This window comes from Aquirufa antheringensis (assembly GCF_023921165.1).
Taxonomy (GTDB): Bacteria; Bacteroidota; Bacteroidia; order Cytophagales; family Spirosomataceae; genus Aquirufa; species Aquirufa antheringensis.
In genome coordinates this window covers 215001-239763 of the sequence record NZ_CP049835.1, presented here as the reverse complement: position 1 = coordinate 239763, position 24763 = coordinate 215001, and the positions used below count along the sequence as shown (strand labels likewise).

Genomic DNA, 24763 nt, shown 5'->3' with positions numbered 1-24763 from the left:
TATGTTTTACCTAATAGGTCTTTTATCAGTTATCTTCTTTGCTCTTGCGATTAACGTCATCAGCAAAAGTATTAAGTTGAATAAGTCTTTAGCTGCAAACGAGAATACAGGAGAAGCTTTAGATTCAAGCAACAATGCGAATGCCTACGGAATGATTATTTTCTGGGCATTGGGTACTATTGCAGGAGTATGGTCATTTATGGTAGCGAAACCAGATTTCTTACCTATTGCTGCATCTGAACACGGTCTAAGAACAGATAGCATGTTCTGGGTATCGATGGCTGTAGTTACCTTTGCTTTCTTTGCAACGAACACGTTGTTATTGTTCTTCGCCTTCAAATACCGTTACAATAAAGACAGAAAGGCTACTTTCTATCCAGTAAACCACAAGTTAGAATTAATTTGGACGGTTATTCCTGCGATCGTCATGGCCATCTTAGTATTCACGGGTTGGAGAACTTGGAGAGATATCACCTCTCAAGCGCCAAGTGATGCGGTAGTAATCGAAATCACAGGTCACCAATTCGGATGGTATGTGCGTTATGCTGGTGTAGATGATAACCAATTAGGTAACTACAATTACAAATTAATCGACGAAACGAACAATATCGGTATCGATTTTACAGATAAGCACTCTTTTGACGACTTTACAGCTACAGAACTTCACCTTCCTAAAGGAAAGCCTGTGTTGTTAAAGATTCACGCACAAGACGTTTTACACTCGGTATACTTACCTTTCCACCGTGTGAAGATGGATGCGGTTCCAGGTATGCCTACTAAGTTCTGGTTCACGCCAAATATGTCAACTGACGAAATGCGCGCTAAATTAGGCAAGAAAGATTTCAACTATAAGTTAAACTGTACAGAAATTTGTGGCCGTGGTCACTTTGGTATGGCGATTACTGTTTTTGTAGACGAACCAGAGGATTATGCCAAATGGTGTGCAGAACAAAAGCCTTTCTTAGCTACGAACCCTACGTACTTAGCGAAAGTACCAGACAACTTAAAAGCAAAGGCTAGCAAGTATATTCCTGCTGAGCCAGTAGCGGTCGATAGTGCTGCGGCACCTGCGGCAGAAGCGGTAAGTGTAAACTAATTTAATTAAGAACAGAAGAAAATAAATTCATATGTCAACTGCAACATCACACGCTGAAGAAGTTCACACCCATGCACACGATCATGAGCATGAGCACCATGAGCTAAATTTTTGGACAAAGTACGTATTCTCTACGGACCACAAAACGATCGCTAAGCAATACTTGATCTCAGGTATTATCTGGGCGTTCATTGGTGGATCCTTATCAATCATCTTCCGTTTGCAATTAGGTTTCCCTGAAATGCAATTAGATTGGTTACGCCCTATCTTAGGAGAGTGGATCGATGAAGGTGGTAAATTAGATAAAGAGTTTTACTTAGCGCTCGTTACCATGCACGGTACCATCATGGTATTCTTTGTATTGACAGCGGGTCTTTCTGGAACGTTCTCTAACTTCTTAATTCCATTGCAAATTGGAGCGAGAGACATGGCCTCAGGATTCATTAATATGTTATCCTACTGGTTCTTCTTCTTATCGTCTGCCATTATGTTCTCGTCATTATTTATCGAGACAGGTCCTGCATCAGGTGGTTGGGTAATTTATCCTCCATTATCTGCCTTGCCTCAAGCAATGCCAGGTTCTGGTTTAGGTATGACCTTGTGGTTAACGGCCATGACTTTCTTTATTGTATCTTCTTTAATGGGAGGTATTAACTACATCTGTACGGTCATTAACTTACGTACACGTGGTATGACGTTTACAAAGATGCCATTGACTATTTGGTCATTCTTCTTTACAGCGATCTTAGGTTTATTATCATTCCCAGTATTATTATCTGCGGCTTTATTATTAATCTTTGACCGTTCATTCGGAACATCGTTCTACTTATCAGAGATCTACATTCAGGGACAAGCTTTACCTAACATGGGAGGTTCACCTATCTTGTACCAACACTTGTTCTGGTTCCTAGGTCACCCTGAGGTATACATCGTATTATTACCTGCTTTAGGTATGACTTCTGAGATCATTGCAACGAACTCTCGTAAGCCTATCTTCGGATACCGCGCGATGATCGGTTCTATGATGGGTATTACGGTTCTTGCGTTCATTGTATGGGCTCACCACATGTTCGTAACGGGTATGAATCCATTCTTAGGTTCGGTGTTTATGTTCTTAACCTTGATCATTGCGGTACCATCTGCAGTGAAAGCGTTCAACTACATTACGACACTTTGGAAAGGTAACTTGATCTTTACTCCAGCGATGTTGTTCTCTATCGGCCTTGTATCCTTATTCATCTCGGGTGGTGTGACTGGTATCATTTTAGGTAACTCTGCATTAGATATTAACTTACACGATACCTACTTCGTAGTGGCTCACTTCCACCTTGTAATGGGTGCAGCATCTTTCTTCGGTTTGATGGCAGGTGTTTACCACTGGTTCCCTAAGATGTTCGGTCGCATGATGAACAAAACGTTAGGTTATATTCACTTCTGGTTTACATTCGTGGGTGTGTACATGGTATTCTTCCCAATGCACTATATCGGTATCGCAGGTTTCCCTCGTCGTTACTACTCATTTACAGCGGTAGGAAATGATGGAGCAGCTGCCTTTACAGATATGAACGCATTCATCTCGATTGCAGCCATCATCACCTTTACGGCACAAGCGATCTTTGCTTGGAACTTCTTCTATTCGATCTTTAAAGGAAAGAAAGCTCCACAAAATCCTTGGAACTCGACTACTTTAGAGTGGACTACTCCAGTGAATCCGGGTCACGGGAACTGGGAAGGAGAAATTCCAGCAGTATACCGTTGGCCATATGATTACTCTAAGCCAGGTTCTGATGTAGACTTCATTCCACAAAACGTACCTTTCTCTGCAACGAAAAGCTCTAACCTTCCAGAAGAAGACGCTGAAATTGCAAAAGAAAAAGATATCGATGGTTTATTAGGCGCGCAAAACGAGAGTTATAACCGTTAATTAACCTAGACAATCAAAGATGCATCCGAATGAATCTCATTTAGATGCATCTTTTTTTTACCCCAAAAATGGCCTTTAGAAAATTCGCAATCCTATCACTCCTGAGCATTTATTTGCTCATCCTTGCCGGCGGAATCGTACGCAGCACAGGATCAGGAATGGGATGCCCGGATTGGCCGAAATGTTTTGGACGCTTCATCCCTCCCACTAAAGTCGAGGAATTACCACTACATTACGAAGTCATTTACCAAGATAAGCTACATGGCGAGGTGGAGTTTAATGCCACAAAGACATGGATTGAATACATCAATCGTTTGCTAGGTGCTTTGACCGGAATCATCGTTTTAATTACGACTGCCTTAGCCTATAAAGAAGGGGGAAAAGTGTTCTTGCCTACTTTGGCAAGTTTAGTATTAATCTTAGCGAACGCCGTATTAGGCAAATATGTGGTGGACTCGTTTCTACTACCGGGCGTTGTTACCGCCCACATGTTATTATCCATCGGAGTCATCTATTTTTTAATCAAAGCTTTAAACAATCATTATTCATCAGAAGTTATACCTCTGAAGAATCGCCTATGGATTGGGCTAAGTTTGCTTGTTGTTTTAGTCCAAATCATCTTAGGCACACAAGTGCGGGAGAACATGGATCACGTGATAAAAGCGTTGGGAGAAGGGGCCAAAGACCAATGGGTCACTAACCTAGATTTCGGCTACATCATTCACAGAACGTTCTCTTGGGTGATCTTGATTTGCCACCTGGTCCTTTGGAAGAAATTAGCAGAAAGTTCGCTACAAAATTATAGAAAAGGCGTTTTAGTCTTAATCGGTATTTCCCTAGGAACCGGAATTTTGATGGCCTACTTCGCATTACCTTTAGGTAGCCAAGCAGTACATCTATTGATTTCATTGGTATTAATTGGCTGGCACATCAGCTCATGGATACAAACTAAAAACGCCTAAATGTCGTCTATAAAACCTTATATCGCCCTTTTAAAATCGAGACTATCTATGACGGTAGCCTTTTCCGGGACGTTCGGGTATTTATTAGCGCCTATTGAACATAAACCACTGGGAATTTTCTTGATTTCTCTAGCTGGATTCGTCCTGACAGGAGCGGCAAACATCGTGAATCAATTAAAAGAGATTGAACTCGATAAGTTGATGAAGCGTACCGCGAAACGACCTTTACCAACGGAGACTTTAACGCCGGAGCAAGCCCGTAATTTCGGTTATGTTCTTGCCGTCGTCGCTTTAGCCCTATTGAGCTATTTCACCTGGAAAGCGGCCTTGATCGGCCTTATCTCCTATATCCTTTATGGCTATGTGTATACGCCGCTAAAGCGTGTGGGACCTATCTCTGTATTTGTAGGAGCTTTCCCGGGGGCTTTTCCTCCCATGATCGGATGGGTAGCTGCGACGGGACATTTCGGATGGGAACCGGGTATCTTGTTTGCGATTCAATTTTTCTGGCAGTTTCCACACTTCTGGGCGATTGCCTGGGTGGCGGATGCGGATTACCGCAAAGCTGGGTTCAAGATGTTACCTAATGATGGTAAGAAGGACATTAAAACGGCTTTCACCATCATGATTTATACGCTCTTTTTAGTGCCCTTGGGATTTGTGCCCTATTTATTGCACATTACTGGAATTCAATCTGCGATCATCACGGTGGTAGCGGGGATTCTGTTTTTATGCCAAACCTTTTACCTCATGATGCGCCCCACAGACAAGGCAGCGAAGTGGATGATGTTTGGCTCGTTTTTCTATTTAATCATCATACAAATTGCCTTATTATTTGATAAAGTTTAAATCATGAACGCACAACAAAATACCATCGAACCAGCTGAAACACGCTCGATTAATCCTAAAGTTTTCACGATGTGGTTATTTATCGTTTCCATCATCATGCTCTTTGCAGCTTTCACGTCTGCTTACTTAGTGCGCAAGGCCGAAGGTAACTGGGTTGAATTCCAAATGCCCAGTTTGTTCACCTACAGCACAGGCGTATTAATCTTGAGTAGCCTTTCCATGCATTACTCGCTATTAGCTGCAAAAAAAGACCAATTTAATGCACTTCGAATAAGTATTTCTATTACTTTTGTGCTCGGATTACTCTTTTTAGTAATGCAATTTTATGGTTGGATCCAATTAGTGGAGATGAACGTATTTTTTGTAGGTAATCCATCCGGTTCTTTTGTCTACGTTTTATCTGGTTTACACGGTTTACACCTTGTTTCAGGCCTAATCGTTCTAATTTTCGCCTTAGTGGCTGCCTTTAGATTGAAGATAAACGCGAAGCAATTGACCCAAATTAAGATTTGTGCCACGTATTGGCATTTTTTAGATGCATTGTGGCTTTATTTATTTGTATTTTTATTGATTAACAATTAAGCTTATACCTATGTCAGTAGCACACGCTGCCCCAGCGGTTCCAGAAAATTTAACATGGCAAGGCGGTTCTGAGCCCCTTAAAGCTAGTTATGGAAAATTGATGATGTGGTTTTTCCTTTTATCGGATACCTTCACATTCTCTGCCCTTTTGATCACGTACGGAATGATTCGTTTTAGCCAACCAGCATGGGAAGGCGCTCCAACCGATTTCTATTTCTCTACGACTCACTGGCCAATTCCAGAAAAAGTTTTTGAAGCCGTTCCGTTCTTGCACGGGATGTCATTGCCTTTAGTATTCGTTGGTATTATGACATTCATCTTAATTGCTTCCTCTGTAACGATGGTATTAGCGGTAGAAGCAGGACACCGTGGTGACCGCAAGGATGTAGAAAAGTGGATGCTTTGGACTATTATTGGTGGTTTTACTTTCTTGGGATCTCAAGCGTGGGAGTGGTCACACTTTATCCACGGTCCAGAAGATTTAACATTAGCAGCTAAGCAAATCGTGGATGGCGTTAGCACTCCTATTGAAGGGGCGAACCTCGTTCGTAACCCATACGGCCCTCCTGCATTTGCAGACTTATTTTTCTTCATTACAGGTTTCCACGGAACACACGTATTCTCTGGAGTAATTTTGAATGTCTTGATTTTCTTTAACGCAGCTACGGGTGTGTATGAGCGCAGAGGACATTATGAAATGGTAGAAAAAGTAGGTTTATATTGGCACTTTGTCGATCTAGTTTGGGTATTCGTATTTACCTTCTTCTATTTAGTTTAATCTTATAACCTAATTATATATGGCTTCGCACGTAGCACACGGAACCTCAGAAAAAGAAATTCCAGCTCCTAATACAGGCGCGATTTGGAAAACATTTTGGATTTTATTGATTTTAACGGCGATTGAATTCGTTATTGCTTTCACAATGCCTGCTAACACCTTGCGTGTGGCAATCTTCTGTGGAATGACAATCGTTAAAGCCTTTTATATCGTAGGAGAATTCATGCACTTAAAGCATGAAGTAAAATCCTTGATTTGGGCAGTATTAATCCCTACACTTTTCGTAGTATGGCTTTTAGTAGCCTTGATCTACGAAGGTGGTCACTTATATTGATTTTAATTTCCTTCTTGGATAATGAATAAAAAGACAGGCATATTATTTCTCGTATTAATAGTGCCTGTCTTTGTTTATTTAGGGCTTAAGACTTTTGGCACAAACCATTTTAGTCTTCCACGCTATGTCCCAGCCATCGATTCCACAACGGGAGAAATCAAAATGGCCAAGCGCCTGAATCCTCGCTGGAATGAAGCAGAGATGGATACGGTTTTCCAAACGATTCCCTCATTCACTCTCCTTGACGAGACGGGTAAGCCCTTTGATTCGAACAACTTAAAAGGCAAAATCTACGTCACCAGTTTCTTCTTTACCCGTTGCGGAACCATTTGTCCTAAAATATCTTCGCAAGTAAGTCGCGTACAAGATACTTTTCATGAAGATCCTGAAGTAAAACTGCTATCCATTTCGGTAGACCCTAAATTCGATCAACCTGAAAAGCTAGCTGCCTATGCAAAACGCTTTGACGCGAACAAGGGGCAATGGCATTTTTTGACAGGGGAAAAGAAGGTTATTTATCCGTTGGTCCTACAAGGATTCCACGTTCCTTTAGCGGATGCTTCCGAATATGACGCAGCTATCAAGAATCCAGATGAAACATTTATCCACTCGGAACGGTTAGTACTAGTAGACAAAGAGGGAATTATCCGTGGGTTTTATGACGGAACGGATAAAAAAGAGGTGGATCGACTGTTAGTTGAGATTAAAGTATTGAAAAGCATCTATTCAAACGAATAAATTATGTTGAAATTGACCAAATCACCACAGAATAATTTAATCATTAATGTCATTTCCATTGCTATTCCCCTAGCTGTTGCAGGCCTATTATCTTTGCCCACTAAATTACCTTTAGGAGATTGGACAAAAATGCTGCCTCATTTTATCGGGGTAATTAATTCGACTACTGCGCTAAGTTTACTAGTGGGCTTGATCGCAATTAAGCGTAAAAATATCGGGGGACATCGCAAAGCGATGGGCGCGGCAGTACTTCAGGGAGCCGTTTTCCTTGTTTTATATATTTTGTACCATGTAGCGAATGAGTCTACCAAATTTGGAGGAGAAGGTCTCATAAAAGGAATCTATTTATTTTTGTTAGCCTCTCATATCTTTTTGTCTATCGGGGTGGTGCGCCTTGTATTATTGGCTCTTTACCATGCCTTGACTGGCGATATTGATGCGCACAAAAAAACGGTAAAATGGGCTTACCCCATTTGGTTATATGTATCTATTTCTGGCGTTATCGTATATCTAATGATCTCACCTTACTATGTATAAGAAAATATTCCTCTTGGCAGCGATTCTTGTTTTGACGCAAATCGATGCGGTTGCACAGTGTGCGATGTGCCGGACGACGGTAGAGAGTACCATTTCGAATGGTCGCTCTAACATTGCGACAGGTTTGAATACGGGAATCTTGTATTTATTAGCGGCTCCCTATTTAATCGTAGCTGCGATTGCTTTTTTATGGTTTCGCCAAAGCAAGCAAGAGCAACAAGCCCGCCTAGCTAAATTACAGCTACGTCAAAAAGTCTCTCAACTTTTCAGCAGCCAGTCCTAATTAATCCCAGATAGGATAAAGTGTGAGCTTGATGGCCTCTCCAAAGAAGATTTGGGTAGACTTTTCGAAGGAATCCGTGTAATCAGACACATAGAATTGACGCGTCGACTCCTTCCCTTCATGCAACATATCTTCCGCGGTTAAGATTCGCTTGATTTCTTCGGCTACAATAATCGATGTATCAATGACGGGAATACTCCCTTTATAATACGCATCAATTTGAGGTTTGATCAACGGATAGTGCGTGCAGCCTAAAATTAATCCCTCAATTCCTTGTAAGGTAGGTTGCGCTAAGTATTCTTTGATGATGTGCTCTGAGATGGAATTCGAGAAGAAGCCTTCCTCGATCATGGGGGCTAGTAAAGGGGTTGCCAAAGATTTCACCTGAATATGCTTTCCCAGCGCTTCCGCCTTGTTTGCATAGATCCCGGAGTTCACCGTTTGCTTTGTTCCAATTAAACCGAGGGTTTTGTTTTCCCAGTTTTGGTCCAAATACGCAATTACCGGGTCAATCACATTCACGACTTTGGCCTTCGTACCCACATAGGCCTTCACTAAATCGTAAGCCGCCGCCGAAGCTGAATTACACGCGATTAAAATCAGCTTGCAATTCTTCTCTAATAGCAAATTGCAAATCTTCACCGAATAGGCCTGAATCGCCGTCGCCGATTTATCACCATAAGGCAAGTGCGCCGTATCTCCAAAATAGATAATATTCTCCTGCGGCATCAACTCCGTGATGGCATGCGCCAGAGTCAATCCTCCAATTCCACTATCAAAAATCCCGATGGGCGCTGCGTTTGGCATACGATTAATTTCAACAAAGAACGGAATTTTGAAATTCTTTTCAAACTCACGCAACCATTTAGCGCTTTGTGCCATCTTTGCATTCGAATAACAAAATAAACACTTGAGTACACGTTTACCTTCCTTTACTTCTGAAATCGAGCTTATCGCCGCCTGCCGAAATAACAATCGGCAAGCGCAACAGGCCTTGTTTCAAAAAATGGCAGGAAAGATGCTCTCCGTGGTGAAGCGCTACATCTCCAATACCTCCGAAGCGGAAGACACCTTAATGGAGGGTTTTGTCAAAGTATTCTCGAAACTAGACCAATACCAAGGCGGAGGTAGTTTCGAAGGCTGGGTTCGCAAAATCATGGTCAACGAGGCCCTGATGTCCATTCGAAAGAACAAAGACCGCTATCCGGTCGACATCGATGTGGCTTTTGACTTAGCGCATCCAGACGATACATTGATGCAATTAGGCCTACAAGAAATCGAACAATTGATCGCCTCCTTGCCCACTGGCTACCGGACTATTTTTAATTTATACGCCATAGAGGGCTACTCCCACGCGGAAATTGCACAGCTTTTAGCTATTTCAGAAGGGACCTCTAAATCACAGTTATCACGAGCAAGAGCTTTATTACAAAATCAACTAATCACCTTACAGTTATGAAAAATTGGAATTCTGTAGAGGAAAAATGGAGAGAGCAACTCTCAAACAAATCCGAGGACATCCCTGAGGGATTGTGGTCGCGCCTAGAAGAGAGGTTGCCAGAGAGGCTAGAAGAGAAGCCTTCTCGTCGCTTCCCAATCTATTGGGCGGCGGCAGCGATGCTATTGCTGGCGCTGGGTCTGAGCTGGAATTGGAATCCTGCACTGGAAGAGGGAGCCGTAGAGGTGACACGTGTCATCGAAAAAACAGAAGCCCCTGTGGAAAAAGCCGCAACCTCTGTCTCTGAAGCATTGATAGTTCCGACCAAAGCTACCGAATCCACTTTTACGAAAGCTCGTTTTGAGCGGGTATCGATGGAAGAATCTCCCGTAAATGTGGTAGAAGAATCTCCCAAAGAAGAAATCGTTGCCACGGTTCCAGCCACAGAGAAGAAGGATGAATCACCAGAGATTGTCACAGTCCGCCTGGACATTGACCCTATTGAAGAAGAAGAAGTGAAGCCTGCTTTTACACAGCAAAAACGCAGAAAATCTTTGTTCGGAAAAATCGTGGGCGAAATCAGACAAGCCTTGGATGGCGAACCTGTGAACTGGCAAAAACTAAAAGAGGGTAACGCCTCTTTTGAAAACAGCATACACACCGTAGCAAATACCTACGTAAAAACAGAAGAAAATTTAAAACGCACATTACAAATCCAATAATTATATGAAAAAGTTCATCGCTATTATCTGCCTATTAGTAAGTGTATTCAGCCTTTCTGCAAAAGAAAGACAGGATTCCTTGATTTTAAAAATTGACAAAAGAAACCAAACCATAGTGGGAGCGAAGACGGCTAATCGTACCCTTCGAGAGGAATTAGAAATGGCCTTTGATAAAAAAGGTCTCGTGTTGACGGATAGTCTTTGGCAAAATATTAGACAAGCCATTAAAACAGATTCAGATGGAGATAGTAGTCTTTCCGTTCGAATTGGAAATAGTTCGGTGAAAATCGGGATTCTAAAGTCCGGCGTTAAATATAAATCTGAAATTAATATGAAGGCCAAACCAAGTGGTGTTAGCATAGCATCTTCTGGCAAAGAAGAAGTACGCGTCGGATTAGATGGTGTACACGTGAAAGATGGTAACGAAGAGACGCACGTGACTTGGGATGGGGTATACCACCGAGAGGGGAATGAAGTGACCAAAGTGATTTGGGGAAAGGATTCTACTAAAATCAAGCGCCCAAATTTATACAGCAGAAGAGGTTTAAACTTCTATTTAGGTTTAAATGCGCTGCCAGGGGGAGAAACAGAAGTGGCCGTCCCCTACCCAGGAGCACCTGCTTACGTTCCTAACTTTACGTTAGATCCTATGGGATCGCGGTATGCGAGCATTGAAATCTCCCGTTTCGTGACACTTTCAGAGGGCAAAAAATCAGCCTTCCGTTTAGGCTATGGTTTAGAAATCGATTGGTATAACTTCCGTTTTGACCATAACCGCATCGCGACAAAAGGGCCTAATAGCGTGCAATTCACAACCATTACGTCCTCTACCGGAAAAGAAGTGGCTATGAGCAAGAACAAGATGAGCGTTTCTTACCTTACTTTGCCTATTATGCCACACTTCTCTTTTGACAAAAAATCAGCTATCCAAATGATCGCTATCGGTGGATATGTGTCGTATCGCATCGATACCTGGACTAAAGCAATCGAAGAAGAGAGTGGAAACTTGCGTAAAGAGACGAGTAATTTATACGTAAATCCCTTCCGATATGGTGTGAGAGCCGAATTTGCGCTGCGTCACTTCCCAGATTTATTCTTTAGTTATGATTTGAGTCCACTGTTTGAGCCAGGTAAAGGTCCAGAAATGCGCGGATTAGCCTTTGGAATCCGATTATTGTAAAAATTTATTAGAAATTTTTCACGGATGTGTTTGCGGAAATGAAAAAATGAGCTACTTTTGCGAACTATTTCAGTGGAACGTTACACTGAAAGCATAAATGAAGGGGATATACCAGAGCGGCCAAATGGGGCAGACTGTAAATCTGCTGGTGAATGCCTACGGTGGTTCGAATCCATCTGTCCCCACATTTTTTTTTATTACCTTGAATCCTTTTTACAGGAGGATTCAGCAAGCGGGAGTAGCTCATTTGGTAGAGCGATAGCCTTCCAAGCTATAGGTGGCGGGTTCGAGCCCCGTCTCCCGCTCAGAAATACAAAATGTTGCTAAGGGAGAAATCCCTCTTAGCGATATTTTTGTTTTCGTTAATCGAAAGAGGTTAACAAGAGGCCGCAAGGTTATGCCTTTGTAGCTCAGTGGTAGAGCACTTCCTTGGTAAGGAAGAGGTCGGCAGTTCAATCCTGCTCAAAGGCTCTACAATTAAGCAAGGCCGTAGTAAAGCGTACATTTGAAACTTTTTATAACTAAATTAAGAACTAAATAATCATGGCAAAAGAGAATTTTGACCGAAGTAAACCCCACGTTAACATTGGTACGATTGGCCACGTTGACCACGGTAAAACAACCTTGACAGCTGCTATCACTAAAGTTCTTTCTGAAAAAGGTCTTGCTGAGAAAAAAGATTTCTCTTCCATTGACTCTGCTCCAGAAGAAAAAGAACGTGGTATCACGATCAACACTGCGCACGTAGAATATTCTACTGCTAACCGTCACTACGCACACGTTGACTGTCCAGGTCACGCGGATTACGTGAAGAACATGGTTACTGGTGCTGCACAAATGGATGGTGCTATCTTAGTAGTTGCTGCTACAGATGGTCCAATGCCACAAACGCGTGAGCACATCCTTTTGGCTCGCCAAGTAGGTGTACCTCAATTGGTTGTTTTCATGAACAAAGTGGACATGGTAGACGATCCAGAATTATTAGAATTAGTTGAAATGGAGATCCGTGAGCTTCTTTCTTTCTACGAATTCGATGGCGATAACATTCCAGTAATCCAAGGATCTGCTTTAGGTGGATTGAACGGAGATGCTAAATGGGTAGCTACTATCGATGCGTTAATGGAAGCAGTAGATTCTTGGATTCCACTTCCTAAGCGTGATGTTGATAAGGCATTCTTGATGCCAGTTGAAGACGTATTCTCGATCACAGGTCGTGGTACTGTAGCAACAGGTAAAATCGAGACTGGTGTTATTAACTCAGGTGAAGCAGTTGATATCTTAGGTATGGGAGCTGAAAACTTGAAATCAGTAGTAACTGGTGTTGAGATGTTCCGTAAGATCTTAGATCGTGGTGAAGCTGGTGATAACGTAGGTTTATTGTTACGTGGTATTGAGAAAACTGATATCCGTCGTGGTATGGTAATCTGTAAGCCAGGTTCAGTGAAGCCTCACACTAAATTCAAAGCAGAGGTTTATATCTTGTCTAAAGAAGAAGGTGGACGTCACACTCCATTCTTTAACAAATACCGTCCACAATTCTACTTCCGTACGACAGACGTAACAGGTGAAATTACTTTACCTGCAGGAGTTGAAATGTGTATGCCTGGTGATAACTTAACAATTGATGTTACGTTATTGAACGCAGTAGCTATGGACAAAGGTTTACGTTTCGCGATTCGTGAAGGTGGCCGTACTGTAGGTGCAGGTCAGGTAACTGAAATCTTAGACTAATTTTTATTAGCCTATACGGAAAAGAGCGGTCAGTGACCGCTCTTTTTTTTTGTACCTTGCTCACCTAAACAAATAAACCTATGAAAAAAGTACTTTTATTGCTTCTCTTGTGCAGCTTTGCGGTGTCTGCACAGGAATATTATGAGATCAGAACGTATCAGATGAAGTTCAAGGGAAATACGGCTCTATTAGAGTCCTATCTTTCTAAAGCCTTCATTCCAGCCCTTAACGCTTATGGCGTTTCTAAGGTAGGCGTATTCAAGGATTACGGAAAACCGGAGCCTGGCATCGTCGTGGTGGCCATCCCCTTCCCTTCTTTAGCTTCTTATGCGGGATACAAAGACGCTTTGGAGAAAAATGCCGTCTATCAAGAGGCTGCTAAGCCCTATTTTGAGAACGTAGGATTAGACAAACCGATGTTTGAAAAGATCTCGACGTATCTTGCCAAAGGCTTTGCCGGACACCCTAGCCTAAAATTACCCATCACTAATCCGGGTCGTATCTACGAGTGGAGAACCTACGAGGCTTACAATGAGGATGCTTTGAAACGCAAAATAGGGATGTTCAATGACGAAGAATTGAAGATCTTTGATACGGTAGGCTTGCACAACGTATTCTTTGGCGAGGTGCTTGCTGGAGAAAATACACCGTGCTTAAGCTACATGGTTTCCTTCGAAAACATGGCAGAGCGCGATGCGAATTGGGCTAAATTCCAAGCTAATCCAGACTGGAAACGCATCTCTTCTGACGCTAAATATGCGAACAGTCACTCTAGAACCGTGCGTAAATTTCTAGAACCCACGAGCTATTCTCAGTGGTAATTAAACAATAATGTGAAGGGGATTTGTAAATTGTCAAAATTTGGCTAAATTTGCAATCCTTTCTACGGGCATAGTATAATGGTAGTATGCAGGTCTCCAAAACCTTTGGTCAGGGTTCGAATCCTTGTGCCCGTGCTAAGTAAATTAAATACCGATATCGGTTAAATTATGAGCAAATCAACATCATTGATCAAAGAATCATGGACTGAAGTAACAGAAAACGTTACTTGGCCCGCATTCTCTGACTTACAGTCGAGTTCTGTGTTAGTTTTGGTGGCTTCTTTAATCTTTGCCCTTTTAGTAGGTGCAGTTGATTTAGTCTTCAAATCTGGTTTGGATTTATTTTACACTTCATTTTAATAAATAGGTTGATCCATGGCAGAGACTAAATGGTATGTGTTGAGAGCAATCTCAGGACAAGAGAAGAAGGTAAAGACCTATATGGAGAACGAATTAGCGCGCCAAGGTGTGTTAGATTCAGTTCCTCAGATTTTAATCCCTACCGAAAAGATTTACGAAATCCGTAAAGGGAAAAAGGTGATTCGCGAGAAGAACTTGTTTCCAGGATATATCTTAGTAGAAGCAGACTTAGCTGGAGAGGTTAGTCACATTTTAACTTCTACACCGGGTGTTATCGGTTTCTTGCAAGCAAATAACGAAGAAGTAGAAGTAACAAAGGTTGAAGGCGGAAAAGTGAAGAAAACGAAAGTAATCGTTAAGAAACCTGTTCCGATTAATCAAAGTGAAGTAAATCGTATCTTAGGTAAAGTAGATGAGTCTGCAGCCGTAGAAGAATTTGCTTCTGTTACCTTCATCAAAGGCGAAACAGTTCGCGTTATCGACGGTCCATTCGCCACTTTCGAAGGAACGGTAGAAGAGATTCACGAAAACACGAAGAAATTATCTGTGATGGTGAAGATCTTTGGACGTAACACCCCACTTGAATTGAACTACGCTCAAGTAGAAAAATAATTTATCTCTATTCTAGAGAAGCTTGGAAAGTCCTGAACGAAAATTCAGGACTTTTTTTGTTAACTATTTGTAATTTAGAATAAAAGCCCTAATTTTGCAGTCCGTTTAAAAAGCGGCAATCTCTGTTTTGAAAATTTCAAGAGGGGATTGGGCCGGAACGTCATTGTTACGCGGAAAGGTCACCCGGAGGGGAATCAGATAAGGAAGCTTCCACCCTTATTGGCAGATAAACCTCTAAATTCACTAAATAAACGATGTTTTAACATGGCAAAAGAAATAGCTGGCTACGTAAAGCTTCAATGCAAAGGTGGCCAAGCCAATCCTTCACCACCCATCGGTCCTGCTTTAGGTTCGAAAGGATTAAATATCATGGAGTTCTGTAAGCAATTCAATGCGAGAACTCAAGATAAGAACGGCGTAGTATTGCCGGTCCTAATTACTTATTACGCAGACAAATCGTTTGATTTCGTTGTAAAAACTCCTCCTGCACCCATCTTGTTATTGGAAGCAGCGAAGGTTAAATCTGGTTCAGCTCAACCTAACTTGAAAAAGGTAGGTTCTGTAACTTGGGATCAAGTACGCGTTATCGCGGAAACTAAGATGCCGGATTTAAACTGTTTTACAGTTGAAGCAGCAATGAGTATGATTGCTGGAACGGCTCGATCAATGGGAATTACTGTTTCTGGTGACAAACCGTTCTGATTTAACCATCAGAAATAAACATTTTAATTAAAAGGTAATGGCAAAACTTACGAAGAAAATAAAGGAAGCCCTTTCAAAATACGATGCAACGCAAGCGTATTCGCTTGAAAAAGCAGCGGAGATTTTGAAAGAAATTTCTTATACAAAATTCGATGCCTCAGTGGATATTGATGTCCGCTTAGGAGTAGATCCCCGCAAAGCGGACCAAATGGTTCGTGGCGTGGTTGCCCTACCTCACGGAACCGGGAAAGACGTACGTGTACTTGTACTATGTACGCCCGATAAAGCAGAGGAGGCAAAAGCAGCCGGTGCTGATCACGTAGGATTAGATGATTACATTGCAAAAATCGAGAGCGGCTGGACCGATATCGACGTAATCATTACAATGCCCACTGTGATGGCAAAATTAGGCCGTTTGGGACGTGTTTTAGGACCTCGCGGTCTGATGCCTAATCCAAAGTCAGGTACTGTAACTTTGGAAGTAGGAAAAGCAGTAAACGAAGTAAAAGCTGGTAAAATTGACTTTAAAGTTGATAAAACTGGTATCATCCATACCTCTATCGGTAAGGTGTCTTTCGGAGCTGATAAAATTGTAGATAACGCTTTAGAAGTAATCAACACGTTGATTAAATTAAAGCCGTCTTCTGCAAAGGGAACTTATGTTAAATCGATCAACTTGTCATCGACAATGTCTCCGGGCATTATCATCGATAAGGGAACTGTAGCTGGATTGTAATCATGACAAGAGAAGAAAAAAATCAGATTATTGATGAGTTGAGCGAAAAGTTCGCTGTGACTCCGTACTTCTACATTGCAAGTACAGCCGGTTTAACTGTAGCCGAAGCTAATCAATTCCGTAGCCTTTGTTTTCAGAGAGGTGTTGAGTACAAAGTATTCAAAAACACCTTAATCTCTAAGGCATTAGCTAAAACGGGAACGGATTATTCCTCTTTAGACGCAGAAGTTTTGACAGGCATGTCAGGTATCATTTTCGCAACTGAAAATGCTAAAGTACCTGCAAAATTGATCAAAGACTTCCGTAAAGAAGCGGGAAAAGACAAAATTGCATTCAAGGCTGCGTCTATCGAAGGTGGTATCTACATTGGCGAAGGTCAATTGACAGCACTAGAGAACATCAAGTCGAAAAACGAGATGATTGGCGAAGTTATTGGCTTATTACAATCGCCTGCTAAAAATGTTGTTTCAGCATTATTAAGTGGTGAGAAGAAATTAGCTGGTATCGTGAAGACTTTGTCTGAGCGCCCTGAATAATTATTACCAAGTTTTACCGGAGTGAAAACTCCAATAAATTATTAATTCTTAACAATTAAATTTTCAAAAAATGGCAGATTTAAAAGCGTTCGCTGAACAATTAGTGAACTTAACTGTAAAAGAAGTAAACGAATTAGCTACTATCCTTAAGGATGAGTATGGTATCGAACCAGCTGCTGCTGGTGCTGTTATGGTTGCAGGTCCTGCAGCTGGTGGCGCTGAAGGTGGTGATGCTGCTGCTGAGAAGACATCTTTTGATGTAATCTTAAAGGCTGCTGGTCCTAACAAATTAGCAATCGTTAAATTAGTAAAAGACTTAACTGGTTTAGGTTTGAAAGAAGCGAAAGATGTAGTTGATGCTGCACCGAAAGCTGTGAAAGAAGGTGTATCTAAGGACGAAGCTGAAGGTTTGAAGAAATCTTTAGAAGAAGCTGGTGCTGAAGTTGAATTGAAGTAATTCAACCCAACCTATCTTACGAAAAAAGGGAATGGCAACATTCCCTTTTTTTTGTTTAATCCCTTATCTTTGCCCACTCGTTTCCTTATTCATTTATGCACAATCTGATTAAAATGCTTCCTGATGCTATCGCAAATCAAATTGCGGCAGGCGAGGTAGTACAGCGACCAGCCTCTGTGGTAAAGGAATTAATGGAAAACTCGATTGACGCAGGAGCGAGTTTCGTCCAGTTAATCGTAAAAGAAGCGGGCAAAGTCAGCATTCAAGTCATCGATGATGGCAAAGGCATGTCACCGCAGGATGCACTGATGAGTTTTGAGCGCCATGCCACCTCTAAAATTAGTAAAGCGGAAGATCTATTTGCCATCCATACGATGGGATTCCGTGGAGAGGCTTTGGCCTCTATCGCTTCTGTAGCCCAGGTAGAATTGAAAACGAAGCGAGAGGAGGATGAATTAGGCAGCTTATTGCGCATGGAAGCCTCTGTTCTGAAGGCAAATGAACAAGTGGCCGCCCCTAAAGGGACGTCTATTCTAGTTAAAAACCTATTTTACAACATCCCAGCCCGCCGGAATTTCCTAAAATCAAATCCGGTAGAAATGCGTCATATTTTGGACGAATTCCAACGGATCGCTTTAGCCAATCCCGAGATCAAATTCTCGTTAGTCCAAAACGAACAAGAAACCTATGCCCTACCGGTTGAAAAACTAGGTAAGCGAATTGTGGACTTGTTTGGCAAAACCTACCGGGAACAATTAGCGGCCTGCGAGGAAAATACGAATTTCGTCAGTATCAAAGGCTATGTAGGTAGACCAGAATATTCGAAAAAGACTCGTGGAGAGCAATTCTTCTTCGTGAATAACCGTTTCATTAAGAGTTCTTATTTGCATCATGCGGTGATGAGCGCTTACGAACGATTAGTACCGGAGGGGACTTTTCCTTTCTATGTTCTATTCTTGACCTTAGATCCTTCCCACATCGACATCAATGTGCACCCGACGAAAACGGAGATCAAATTCGATGATGAGCGATCCATTTATGCCATTTTGCAAGCGGCTATCCGGAAAACACTTAGCCTGAACCATTTGATTCCATCGCTCGATTTCGATGCGAATGTGAATTTTAGAAATCCATCTGGAACGTCTGGGCCTAGCCCATTTTCTTCGTTCTCCGGGACGAATTCCCCTCGACCTGTTCAAGATGCTTGGAAGAAGCTTTACGAGGGCTTAAATGACAATATTGAGGCCTTTGAACGAGGTGATGTAGCTGAGCCTTCGGCAAATTTATTCCCACAAGCTGCTACGACCTTTCAAAGCAAAGCCAATACCTGGACAGCAGACAGTTCTTCGCACACGAATTTCCAGGTGATTCAGATCCTGAATAAATTCCTAGTAGTGACACTTTCCGGCGGAATGTTACTTATAGACCAAAAGAAAGCCTATCAACGCATCTTATTTGATCAATTCTCGGAGAATTTAGTGAAGAAAAACGGGGTGTCTCAGCAATTATTATTTCCACAGATTTTACGAATTAACCCAGCTGACACGATCTTAGTAGAGGAAATTTTAACCGATGTAACCGATTTAGGCTTTCGTTTAACAAAAGACTCAGAAGAAAAATTCTGGATTCAAGGTGTTCCCGCTGGAATAGGTGAGGAAGACGGACAGAATTTGCTAGAGGGTATTTTAGAACAAATAAAGAATGAAGCGTCTGATCTAGGCCAAAAACATTCCGAAAAAATTGCGCGCATTTTAGCTAACCGGGCAGCGATTCGATATCAAGCAAAGAAACTGCTGTCTGAAGAAATGTCCGCTTTAGTGGAGCAATTGTTTGCGAGCACAAACCCTTCTTATTCTCCGAATGGAGAGCTTATCAGTCGTCAATTAAATGAGATGGAAATCGGTCAATTAATTGGCTAATTCTTTCGCCCGATCCTTTGCCGCAATAATTCCTTTTTGCAATCCTTCTGCTACTTGGTTCTCTTGGAACATTTTCAACGCCGCTTCTGTCGTTCCCCCTTTCGAGGCAACCGCTTGAATCAACTCATCTAACGTCTTGTCACTGGTCTGCATTAAATGATAAGACCCTAACATCGTTTGTTTCACTAAAAGGGAGGCCATCGCTGGCTCGAAGCCCATCTTCACCCCTGCATCAATCATGGCCTTGATTAAATAGAAGAAATACGCTGGACCACTACCACTCAAACCCGTCACCGCATCCAATAGGCTTTCTTCTTCTAAAAAAACCGCACGACCCGTGGAATTAATCAAGTTCTCTACCTTTCGGATATCTGACATACCCACGGCAGAAGCAGCAGCAAAAGCCGTCATCCCCATGCCTAAAAGTGCGGGTGTATTCGGCATCGCACGAACCACTAAATCATGGGATAAACTAGCTTGAATATTCGCAATCGGAATACCGGCCATAATAGACAAGACAATTTGATTAGGCTTTATGAACCGAGCTAATTCAGCAGAAACTGACGGGTAATCCTGAGGTTTAACGGAAAGGATGATCAAATCAGCTGACGCGACTTTTTCCGATATGGTATCGACAACAATCCCGGCTTTTTGCTCTTGTAGTATATCACCTCGCTCCTTGTTCTTTTCAATCAAGATCAGCTCCTGCTTAGAAACTAAATTATATTGAATGAAGGAATTGGCAAAAGCCATCCCCATATTTCCACAACCAATGATCGCTATTTTCATCTTATTTTGTTTCAAATAATTGGGCCAAATACTGGTCCAGAGCAGCTCCTCTCAAACCTTTAGCAATAATTCTTCCTGCAGGGTCTAACAAGAAAGTCTGCGGAATGGAATTCACCTGGTAGGCCTGTGCCCCCGCAGAACTCCAGTATTGTAAATCTGAAACGTGTTTCCAGACTAATTTATCTGTTTCAATGGCCTTTAACCAAGCCTCTCTATTTTGATCTAGACTAACGCCGTAAATCTCAAAACCTTTATCCTTGTAGTTTGCATACGTCTTTACGACATTAGGATTCTCCCGGCGGCAGGGCCCACACCAGCTCGCCCAAAAATCAATCAACACATATTTCCCTCGCAGCGAGCTCAAAGCCAAACTAGGACCCTCCGGAGTTGCTAAATTAATCTCAGGTGCCATGGCACCTTCGTTGACGCCTTGTAATCGCTCTAAATTATGGACAAATTGCTGTACCTGTGGATGAGTCGGTCTCGCTTTGCCTAGCCTATCCGCAATCTCTAACAGCGAGGCCATCTCTTTCTCCGCAGGCAAAAAATTAGTTGCCCAAAGTGCCACTAAATGACTCCCCATTTGAGGAATTAATGCCTTTATTTTAGCTGTGCTTGCAGCCTGCGCCTGTGTAAACTCAGCCTGAATTCGTTTCTCTTGCTTGGGATCTACCTGAATCTCTTGGTTCCATTTGCGCACCTTGGCCTCCATTTCTTTCGAGATGGCCATCAATTCAAGCATAAATTTCACGTTAGGATAATCCCCTTTCAGAGTAAATGCACTCTTACCATCTTCATCGTTGATTCCATCTGCCACGATATCAATCGATTCGCCCCCTTCTAGGATGACGAGCACTTTTTGGGGCTTAGGCGTATCAAAGAAGTTCACTAAATAAAAAGCGCCTTGATCTTTCACCAGACCTTTAAAAGTCACTTTCCGTTGAACTGACGGGCTTGCAGAGTCTATTTTAACTATTTTTCCCGTCTCATTTATATATTCTAAATAGATTTTTTTCCCAGGCACAACCGTCTTTGCCTCGATGTGTAACTCAAAATTTTGAGCTCGTAACGCAGTCGAAATAAACAATATGATCCAGATTAATCTCATTTAGGCTTTCGCTAATTCTTCTGACATTAGTTGATTAACACGCTTAGGATCAGCCGTTCCCTTTGACTTTTTCATCACTTCACCGATGAACAAGGCGATTAAACCCTTCTTTCCTTTTTGGTATTCTTTTACCTTATCTGGGTAGGTCGCGATCGCTTCCTGAACCCAGGTATTTAATTCATCCCCCGATTGCACATTCAACCAACCCTGCTCTTCGACTAACTGAGCTGGTGATTTTGCTGGATTTTCGATAGCCAAAGGAAATAATTGATGTGCCGCTAAATTATGAGTCAAGGTGGTACTCTCCACTAAATCAACTATTTCAGCCAAGGTTTTAGGACTTAGTCCAAAATCCGAAATCGATTGATTCTTCTCGTTCAAATGCGACTTAACAGGCCCCATTAGCCAATTCGAAATAGATTTATAGGCTTTAGAATGAACGGCAACTTCTTCAAAATAGATCGCCATTTCACGCGTATCAGATAAAAAATGCGCATCATAAGCAGGTAAACCAAATTCCTTGACTAACTTTTGTTCTTGTTCCCAAGGCAATAGAGGCATAGCCGCCTTAATCTCTTGTAACCACGTTTCTGAAATTTCTAAAGGAGCTAAATCTGGCTCAGGAAAATACCGGTAATCATTCATCGTTTCCTTCACCCGCATCGAATGCGTTGTCCCCGTATGTGCATCGAAGGTTCTCGTTTCTTGGATGAGTGTACCTCCCTCGTTTAGGACCTTGGTTTGACGAACAATCTCGTGCTCAATCGCGCGCTGAATGTTACGCAAGGAATTCATATTCTTGATCTCCACTTTAGTCCCTAAGGTAGTCGTACCTACAGGTCTAATCGAGACATTCACGTCTGCCCGCAAAGAGCCTTCTTCCATATTTCCATCGCAAATGCCCAAGTAGCGAACTAATTTACGCACCTCAGAAACCAAGGCAAAAGCTTCTTCCGAAGAATGAATCGATGGTTCCGTGACCATCTCGATTAATGGTGTGCCCGCCCGATTATAGTCCAAGAAACTAAATGGATTATCTCCTTCATGTAAAGACTTACCCGCATCCTCTTCTAAATGAATGTGGTGAAACTCCATCTTTTTATTCCCCTCTTTCAAATGAACCACAATAGAACCTCCTATACAAATAGGCGTTTTATCTTGGGTGATTTGATACCCCTTCGGAAGATCAGGATAAAAATAATTCTTCCGATCAAAATACTGTTTAGGAGCAATTTTAGAACCTATCGCTAGGCCCATTTTTATGGCAAATTCCACAACCTTTTTATTCAAATAGGGTAATGTCCCTGGATGGCCTAACGAAATAGAGGAAATTAAGGTGTTCGCTTCTTGACCAAACAGGACAGGGTCGCTCGCGAAAATCTTCGAATTCGTCTGCAACTGTGCATGAATTTCAAGGCCAATAACGGGTTGATAGGAAATGCTCACTGAATAGTATTTATAACCGAGATAGGATATAAAGATACAAAATTCCCGGGTTTAAAGATATCAACTACTTGATTTTGCAGGTACAAGCCGTTTTATGCTTGTAATTATACCAGTAAGCTAAGGTAATAAAAACACCTAGTAAAAGGCCAAAAATCCATTCAATTGACTTCATCCCAACTAAAGCATCCAATACTTTAATAAGCACAGCCATAGCTAAAAAATACAAAGGCAAAGGCTTGCGGTGTTTTCTGAAATCTTGCCATAACAATAGTAAAGCCAATCCAAAACTAAGTACCACTAAAATCCACTCCATCTCCACACTAAAGGCAAATGAACTAGCTAAATAAGGTGCAATAAAGAGAATAATGGGCAGAGTCAGGCAATGAATGGCACACAAGAGTGATAAAAATACCCCAAGCTTTTCCGCCGGTAATAAATGCTTGTATTTTTGTTTAGACATATAGCTAACTATTTAACAATAAGAGGGAAGCTTAAATCTAAATCTGTACTACCCGCATCCTCATCCCCCGTTTTAACCGTACGACCATTCAACGGTGGTTGATGTTTTAATAACAACTGTAATACACCAGATCCAGCAACGTATTGTGTCTTTACTGTCGCTTTCAAACCGACAGGTAAACCATTTTTATCGGAATCCGTAATCTGCACAGATAACAAGGAAGCGGGCATAGGTTTATACACAAATAAGTGGACATCCGACTCTTCCAAAATATCCTCTGTAATATCCTCTAAAGAACCCTTCGATTCGTCTCCTATATAGATCGCAACGGTATAATCTGTATTTCTTGCCAATTGTAGAGTATCAAAAGCTTCCGGTTTTGTACGTGAATCTCCATCAATGTCTCTAAACTTAAAAGAACGAGAAACAGAAGCGGCATCGGTAAAAACAAGCTCTACAGTCGTAATTAATTCATTATCATCCGTAGGTTCAACTTCAAGATCCTTTTTACAGGCCAAAATACCAACTAACACCAGTAAAGAAAAAAATAGCTGCTTCATGTTTATGCAATAGTGTTGCAAATATAAAGAATAAAGCATAAAGCACAAAGAATAGATTAGATTATAGAGTAGAGAGAAGAGATGGCGAAAGGAGATAGTCGATAGTCAAGAGTCGATAGTCAAGAGTCGAGAGTCAAAGACCAAAGTTCAAAGAGCAAAGAGCAATACTCAAATTGCTGAGTGCGTGGGGCCGATATTTCATGAATGAATAAAAAACGAGGCGGCAGCCTCTTTTTTATGCCGTATCTCTACTCTTTGCACTATACTCTCTACTCTATTTTCTGATTACTGATTACTGACTACTGATTACTGATTACTGGCTACTGATTACTGGCTACTCGTTCTTATGCATAAAAAAAGACCCACACTTTTGGTGCAGGTCTTCTATAATAACTTGGAGCTTACTTACTTTCCCGGGTTTGATCCCAGTATCATCAGCGGTGCGGGGCTTAACTTCTCTGTTCGAGATGGGAAGAGGTGAACACCCGTCCTATCGGCTCCATACTTTTTGCAAGGTTTTAGCCTTTAGCCATATTGTGAGATAAAATAAACAGCAGTGTGTAAATTAATAAAAGGTAAGCTTTCGGGTAATTAGTACTACTCGACTTTGACATTACTGTCTTTACATCTGTAGCCTATCGACCGTGTCGTCTACACGGACCCTTCATGGAATACTCATCTTCAGGTCAGTTTCGCACTTAGATGCTTTCAGCGCTTATCTGGTCCCGACGTGGCTACTCAGCTATGCCCTTGGCAGAACAACTGATATACCAGCGGTCAGTCCAACTCGGTCCTCTCGTACTAAAGTCAGAACCTGTCAATATTCCTACGCCCACAACAGATAGGGACCGAACTGTCTCACGACGTTCTGAACCCAGCTCGCGTGCCACTTTAATCGGCGAACAGCCGAACCCTTGGGACCTTCTCCAGCCCCAGGATGTGACGAGCCGACATCGAGGTGCCAAACCTCCCCGTCGATGTGAGCTCTTGGGGGAGATCAGCCTGTTATCCCCAGAGTACCTTTTATCCTTTGAGCGATGGCTGTTCCATACTAAACCACCGGATCACTATATCCTACTTTCGTACCTGATCGACTTGTCGGT

28 protein-coding genes, 4 tRNA genes and 2 rRNA genes (1 of these 34 running past the window's edge) are annotated in these 24763 nt (G+C 42.0%); 26 read left to right on the top strand and 8 right to left on the bottom strand.

Going from position 1 to position 24763, the window contains the following annotated elements:
- The first annotated feature begins 1 nt into the window (after position 1).
- The 10 genes from G9X63_RS01145 to G9X63_RS01100 all read left to right on the top strand — a co-directional run bounded on the left by G9X63_RS01145 (position 2) and on the right by G9X63_RS01100 (position 8083).
- On the top strand, positions 2–1096 hold the full coding sequence (locus G9X63_RS01145; protein ID WP_130922703.1) for a cytochrome c oxidase subunit II: 1095 nt from the start codon (positions 2–4) through the stop codon (positions 1094–1096).
- 31 nt (positions 1097–1127) lie between these two features.
- Positions 1128–3020, top strand: a complete 1893-nt coding sequence (locus G9X63_RS01140) for a cytochrome c oxidase subunit I (RefSeq protein ID WP_130894770.1) — start codon at positions 1128–1130, stop codon at positions 3018–3020.
- Positions 3021–3088: 68 nt separating this feature from the next.
- On the top strand, positions 3089–3982 hold the full coding sequence (locus tag G9X63_RS01135; protein WP_252623393.1) for a COX15/CtaA family protein: 894 nt from the start codon (positions 3089–3091) through the stop codon (positions 3980–3982).
- Positions 3983–4831 (top strand): heme o synthase, encoded by an 849-nt coding sequence (gene cyoE, locus G9X63_RS01130; RefSeq protein ID WP_130894768.1) that lies wholly within the window; start codon positions 3983–3985, stop codon positions 4829–4831.
- Between the two features lie 3 nt (positions 4832–4834).
- Positions 4835–5413 carry a cytochrome c oxidase subunit 3 gene (locus tag G9X63_RS01125; RefSeq protein ID WP_130894767.1) on the top strand — a complete coding sequence of 193 codons (579 nt, stop codon included), beginning with the start codon at positions 4835–4837 and terminating at the stop codon, positions 5411–5413.
- A 10-nt stretch (positions 5414–5423) separates the two neighbouring features.
- Entirely contained in the window at positions 5424–6191 is a 768-nt protein-coding gene (locus G9X63_RS01120) for a cytochrome c oxidase subunit 3 (protein ID WP_130894766.1), read from the top strand.
- 19 nt (positions 6192–6210) lie between these two features.
- On the top strand, positions 6211–6525 hold the full coding sequence (locus G9X63_RS01115; RefSeq protein ID WP_130894765.1) for a cytochrome C oxidase subunit IV family protein: 315 nt from the start codon (positions 6211–6213) through the stop codon (positions 6523–6525).
- A 21-nt stretch (positions 6526–6546) separates the two neighbouring features.
- Positions 6547–7263 (top strand): SCO family protein, encoded by a 717-nt coding sequence (locus tag G9X63_RS01110; RefSeq protein ID WP_130894764.1) that lies wholly within the window; start codon positions 6547–6549, stop codon positions 7261–7263.
- A 3-nt stretch (positions 7264–7266) separates the two neighbouring features.
- A complete protein-coding gene (locus G9X63_RS01105; RefSeq protein WP_130894763.1) occupies positions 7267–7800 on the top strand; it encodes a DUF420 domain-containing protein in 534 nt (177 codons plus the stop codon).
- The gene (locus G9X63_RS01100) at positions 7793–8083 is read left to right on the top strand and encodes a hypothetical protein (protein ID WP_130894762.1); all 291 of its coding nucleotides are present in this window, start codon (positions 7793–7795) and stop codon (positions 8081–8083) included. The genes G9X63_RS01105 and G9X63_RS01100 overlap by 8 nt, the downstream gene beginning before the upstream one ends.
- On the opposite strand, the gene murI is transcribed toward G9X63_RS01100, so the two are convergent.
- The gene (murI, locus tag G9X63_RS01095) at positions 8084–8890 is read right to left on the bottom strand and encodes a glutamate racemase (protein ID WP_130923074.1); all 807 of its coding nucleotides are present in this window, start codon (positions 8888–8890) and stop codon (positions 8084–8086) included. It lies immediately after the preceding gene.
- A gap of 103 nt (positions 8891–8993) precedes the next feature.
- Between murI and G9X63_RS01090 the strand changes: the two genes are divergently transcribed.
- The 16 genes from G9X63_RS01090 (at position 8994) to mutL (ending at position 19297) form a co-directional block, all read left to right on the top strand.
- Entirely contained in the window at positions 8994–9542 is a 549-nt protein-coding gene (locus tag G9X63_RS01090; protein ID WP_252623390.1) for an RNA polymerase sigma factor, read from the top strand.
- Positions 9539–10243: a hypothetical protein gene (locus G9X63_RS01085; protein WP_252623388.1), complete on the top strand. Its 705-nt coding sequence runs from the start codon at positions 9539–9541 to the stop codon at positions 10241–10243. Before G9X63_RS01090 ends, G9X63_RS01085 begins: the two co-directional genes overlap by 4 nt.
- Before the next feature lie 4 nt (positions 10244–10247).
- Positions 10248–11423, top strand: a complete 1176-nt coding sequence (locus G9X63_RS01080; protein ID WP_252623386.1) for an outer membrane beta-barrel protein — start codon at positions 10248–10250, stop codon at positions 11421–11423.
- 102 nt (positions 11424–11525) lie between these two features.
- Positions 11526–11608: transfer RNA gene (locus G9X63_RS01075), tRNA-Tyr, on the top strand.
- A 47-nt stretch (positions 11609–11655) separates the two neighbouring features.
- Positions 11656–11728, top strand: a tRNA-Gly gene (locus tag G9X63_RS01070).
- A gap of 94 nt (positions 11729–11822) precedes the next feature.
- A tRNA-Thr gene (locus G9X63_RS01065) sits at positions 11823–11894 on the top strand.
- 72 nt (positions 11895–11966) lie between these two features.
- Positions 11967–13154, top strand: a complete 1188-nt coding sequence (gene tuf / locus G9X63_RS01060) for an elongation factor Tu (protein WP_130894758.1) — start codon at positions 11967–11969, stop codon at positions 13152–13154.
- Between the two features lie 80 nt (positions 13155–13234).
- Positions 13235–13975, top strand: coding sequence for an NIPSNAP family protein (locus G9X63_RS01055; RefSeq protein ID WP_130894757.1), 741 nt, complete (start codon positions 13235–13237; stop codon positions 13973–13975).
- A 64-nt stretch (positions 13976–14039) separates the two neighbouring features.
- Positions 14040–14110: transfer RNA gene (locus G9X63_RS01050), tRNA-Trp, on the top strand.
- A 33-nt stretch (positions 14111–14143) separates the two neighbouring features.
- Positions 14144–14335 (top strand): preprotein translocase subunit SecE, encoded by a 192-nt coding sequence (gene secE, locus G9X63_RS01045; protein WP_130894756.1) that lies wholly within the window; start codon positions 14144–14146, stop codon positions 14333–14335.
- 15 nt (positions 14336–14350) lie between these two features.
- Positions 14351–14947 carry a transcription termination/antitermination protein NusG gene (nusG, locus tag G9X63_RS01040; protein WP_130894755.1) on the top strand — a complete coding sequence of 199 codons (597 nt, stop codon included), beginning with the start codon at positions 14351–14353 and terminating at the stop codon, positions 14945–14947.
- A gap of 264 nt (positions 14948–15211) precedes the next feature.
- Positions 15212–15649: a 50S ribosomal protein L11 gene (gene rplK / locus G9X63_RS01035; RefSeq protein ID WP_130894754.1), complete on the top strand. Its 438-nt coding sequence runs from the start codon at positions 15212–15214 to the stop codon at positions 15647–15649.
- 37 nt (positions 15650–15686) lie between these two features.
- Positions 15687–16385 carry a 50S ribosomal protein L1 gene (rplA, locus tag G9X63_RS01030; RefSeq protein ID WP_130894753.1) on the top strand — a complete coding sequence of 233 codons (699 nt, stop codon included), beginning with the start codon at positions 15687–15689 and terminating at the stop codon, positions 16383–16385.
- 2 nt (positions 16386–16387) lie between these two features.
- Positions 16388–16921: a 50S ribosomal protein L10 gene (rplJ, locus tag G9X63_RS01025; RefSeq protein ID WP_130894752.1), complete on the top strand. Its 534-nt coding sequence runs from the start codon at positions 16388–16390 to the stop codon at positions 16919–16921.
- 70 nt (positions 16922–16991) lie between these two features.
- Positions 16992–17378 (top strand): 50S ribosomal protein L7/L12, encoded by a 387-nt coding sequence (gene rplL, locus G9X63_RS01020; protein WP_130894751.1) that lies wholly within the window; start codon positions 16992–16994, stop codon positions 17376–17378.
- A 95-nt stretch (positions 17379–17473) separates the two neighbouring features.
- Positions 17474–19297 carry a DNA mismatch repair endonuclease MutL gene (mutL, locus tag G9X63_RS01015; protein ID WP_252623385.1) on the top strand — a complete coding sequence of 608 codons (1824 nt, stop codon included), beginning with the start codon at positions 17474–17476 and terminating at the stop codon, positions 19295–19297.
- Here the strand turns inward: mutL and proC are convergent.
- From proC to G9X63_RS00980, 7 genes are all read right to left on the bottom strand, one after another.
- A complete protein-coding gene (proC, locus tag G9X63_RS01010) occupies positions 19286–20086 on the bottom strand; it encodes a pyrroline-5-carboxylate reductase (protein WP_252623383.1) in 801 nt (266 codons plus the stop codon). The genes mutL and proC overlap by 12 nt on opposite strands.
- A 1-nt stretch (position 20087) precedes the next feature.
- A complete protein-coding gene (locus tag G9X63_RS01005; protein ID WP_252623381.1) occupies positions 20088–21194 on the bottom strand; it encodes a TlpA family protein disulfide reductase in 1107 nt (368 codons plus the stop codon).
- Positions 21195–22640, bottom strand: coding sequence for an Asp-tRNA(Asn)/Glu-tRNA(Gln) amidotransferase subunit GatB (gene gatB / locus G9X63_RS01000; protein WP_338079071.1), 1446 nt, complete (start codon positions 22638–22640; stop codon positions 21195–21197).
- A 64-nt stretch (positions 22641–22704) separates the two neighbouring features.
- Entirely contained in the window at positions 22705–23100 is a 396-nt protein-coding gene (locus G9X63_RS00995; protein ID WP_252623379.1) for a MerC domain-containing protein, read from the bottom strand.
- A gap of 8 nt (positions 23101–23108) precedes the next feature.
- Entirely contained in the window at positions 23109–23660 is a 552-nt protein-coding gene (locus G9X63_RS00990) for a hypothetical protein (protein ID WP_252623377.1), read from the bottom strand.
- Between the two features lie 392 nt (positions 23661–24052).
- Positions 24053–24164, bottom strand: a 5S ribosomal RNA gene (gene rrf / locus G9X63_RS00985).
- Positions 24165–24231: 67 nt separating this feature from the next.
- Positions 24232–24763, bottom strand: a 23S ribosomal RNA gene (locus G9X63_RS00980) (it continues 2301 nt past the right edge of the window).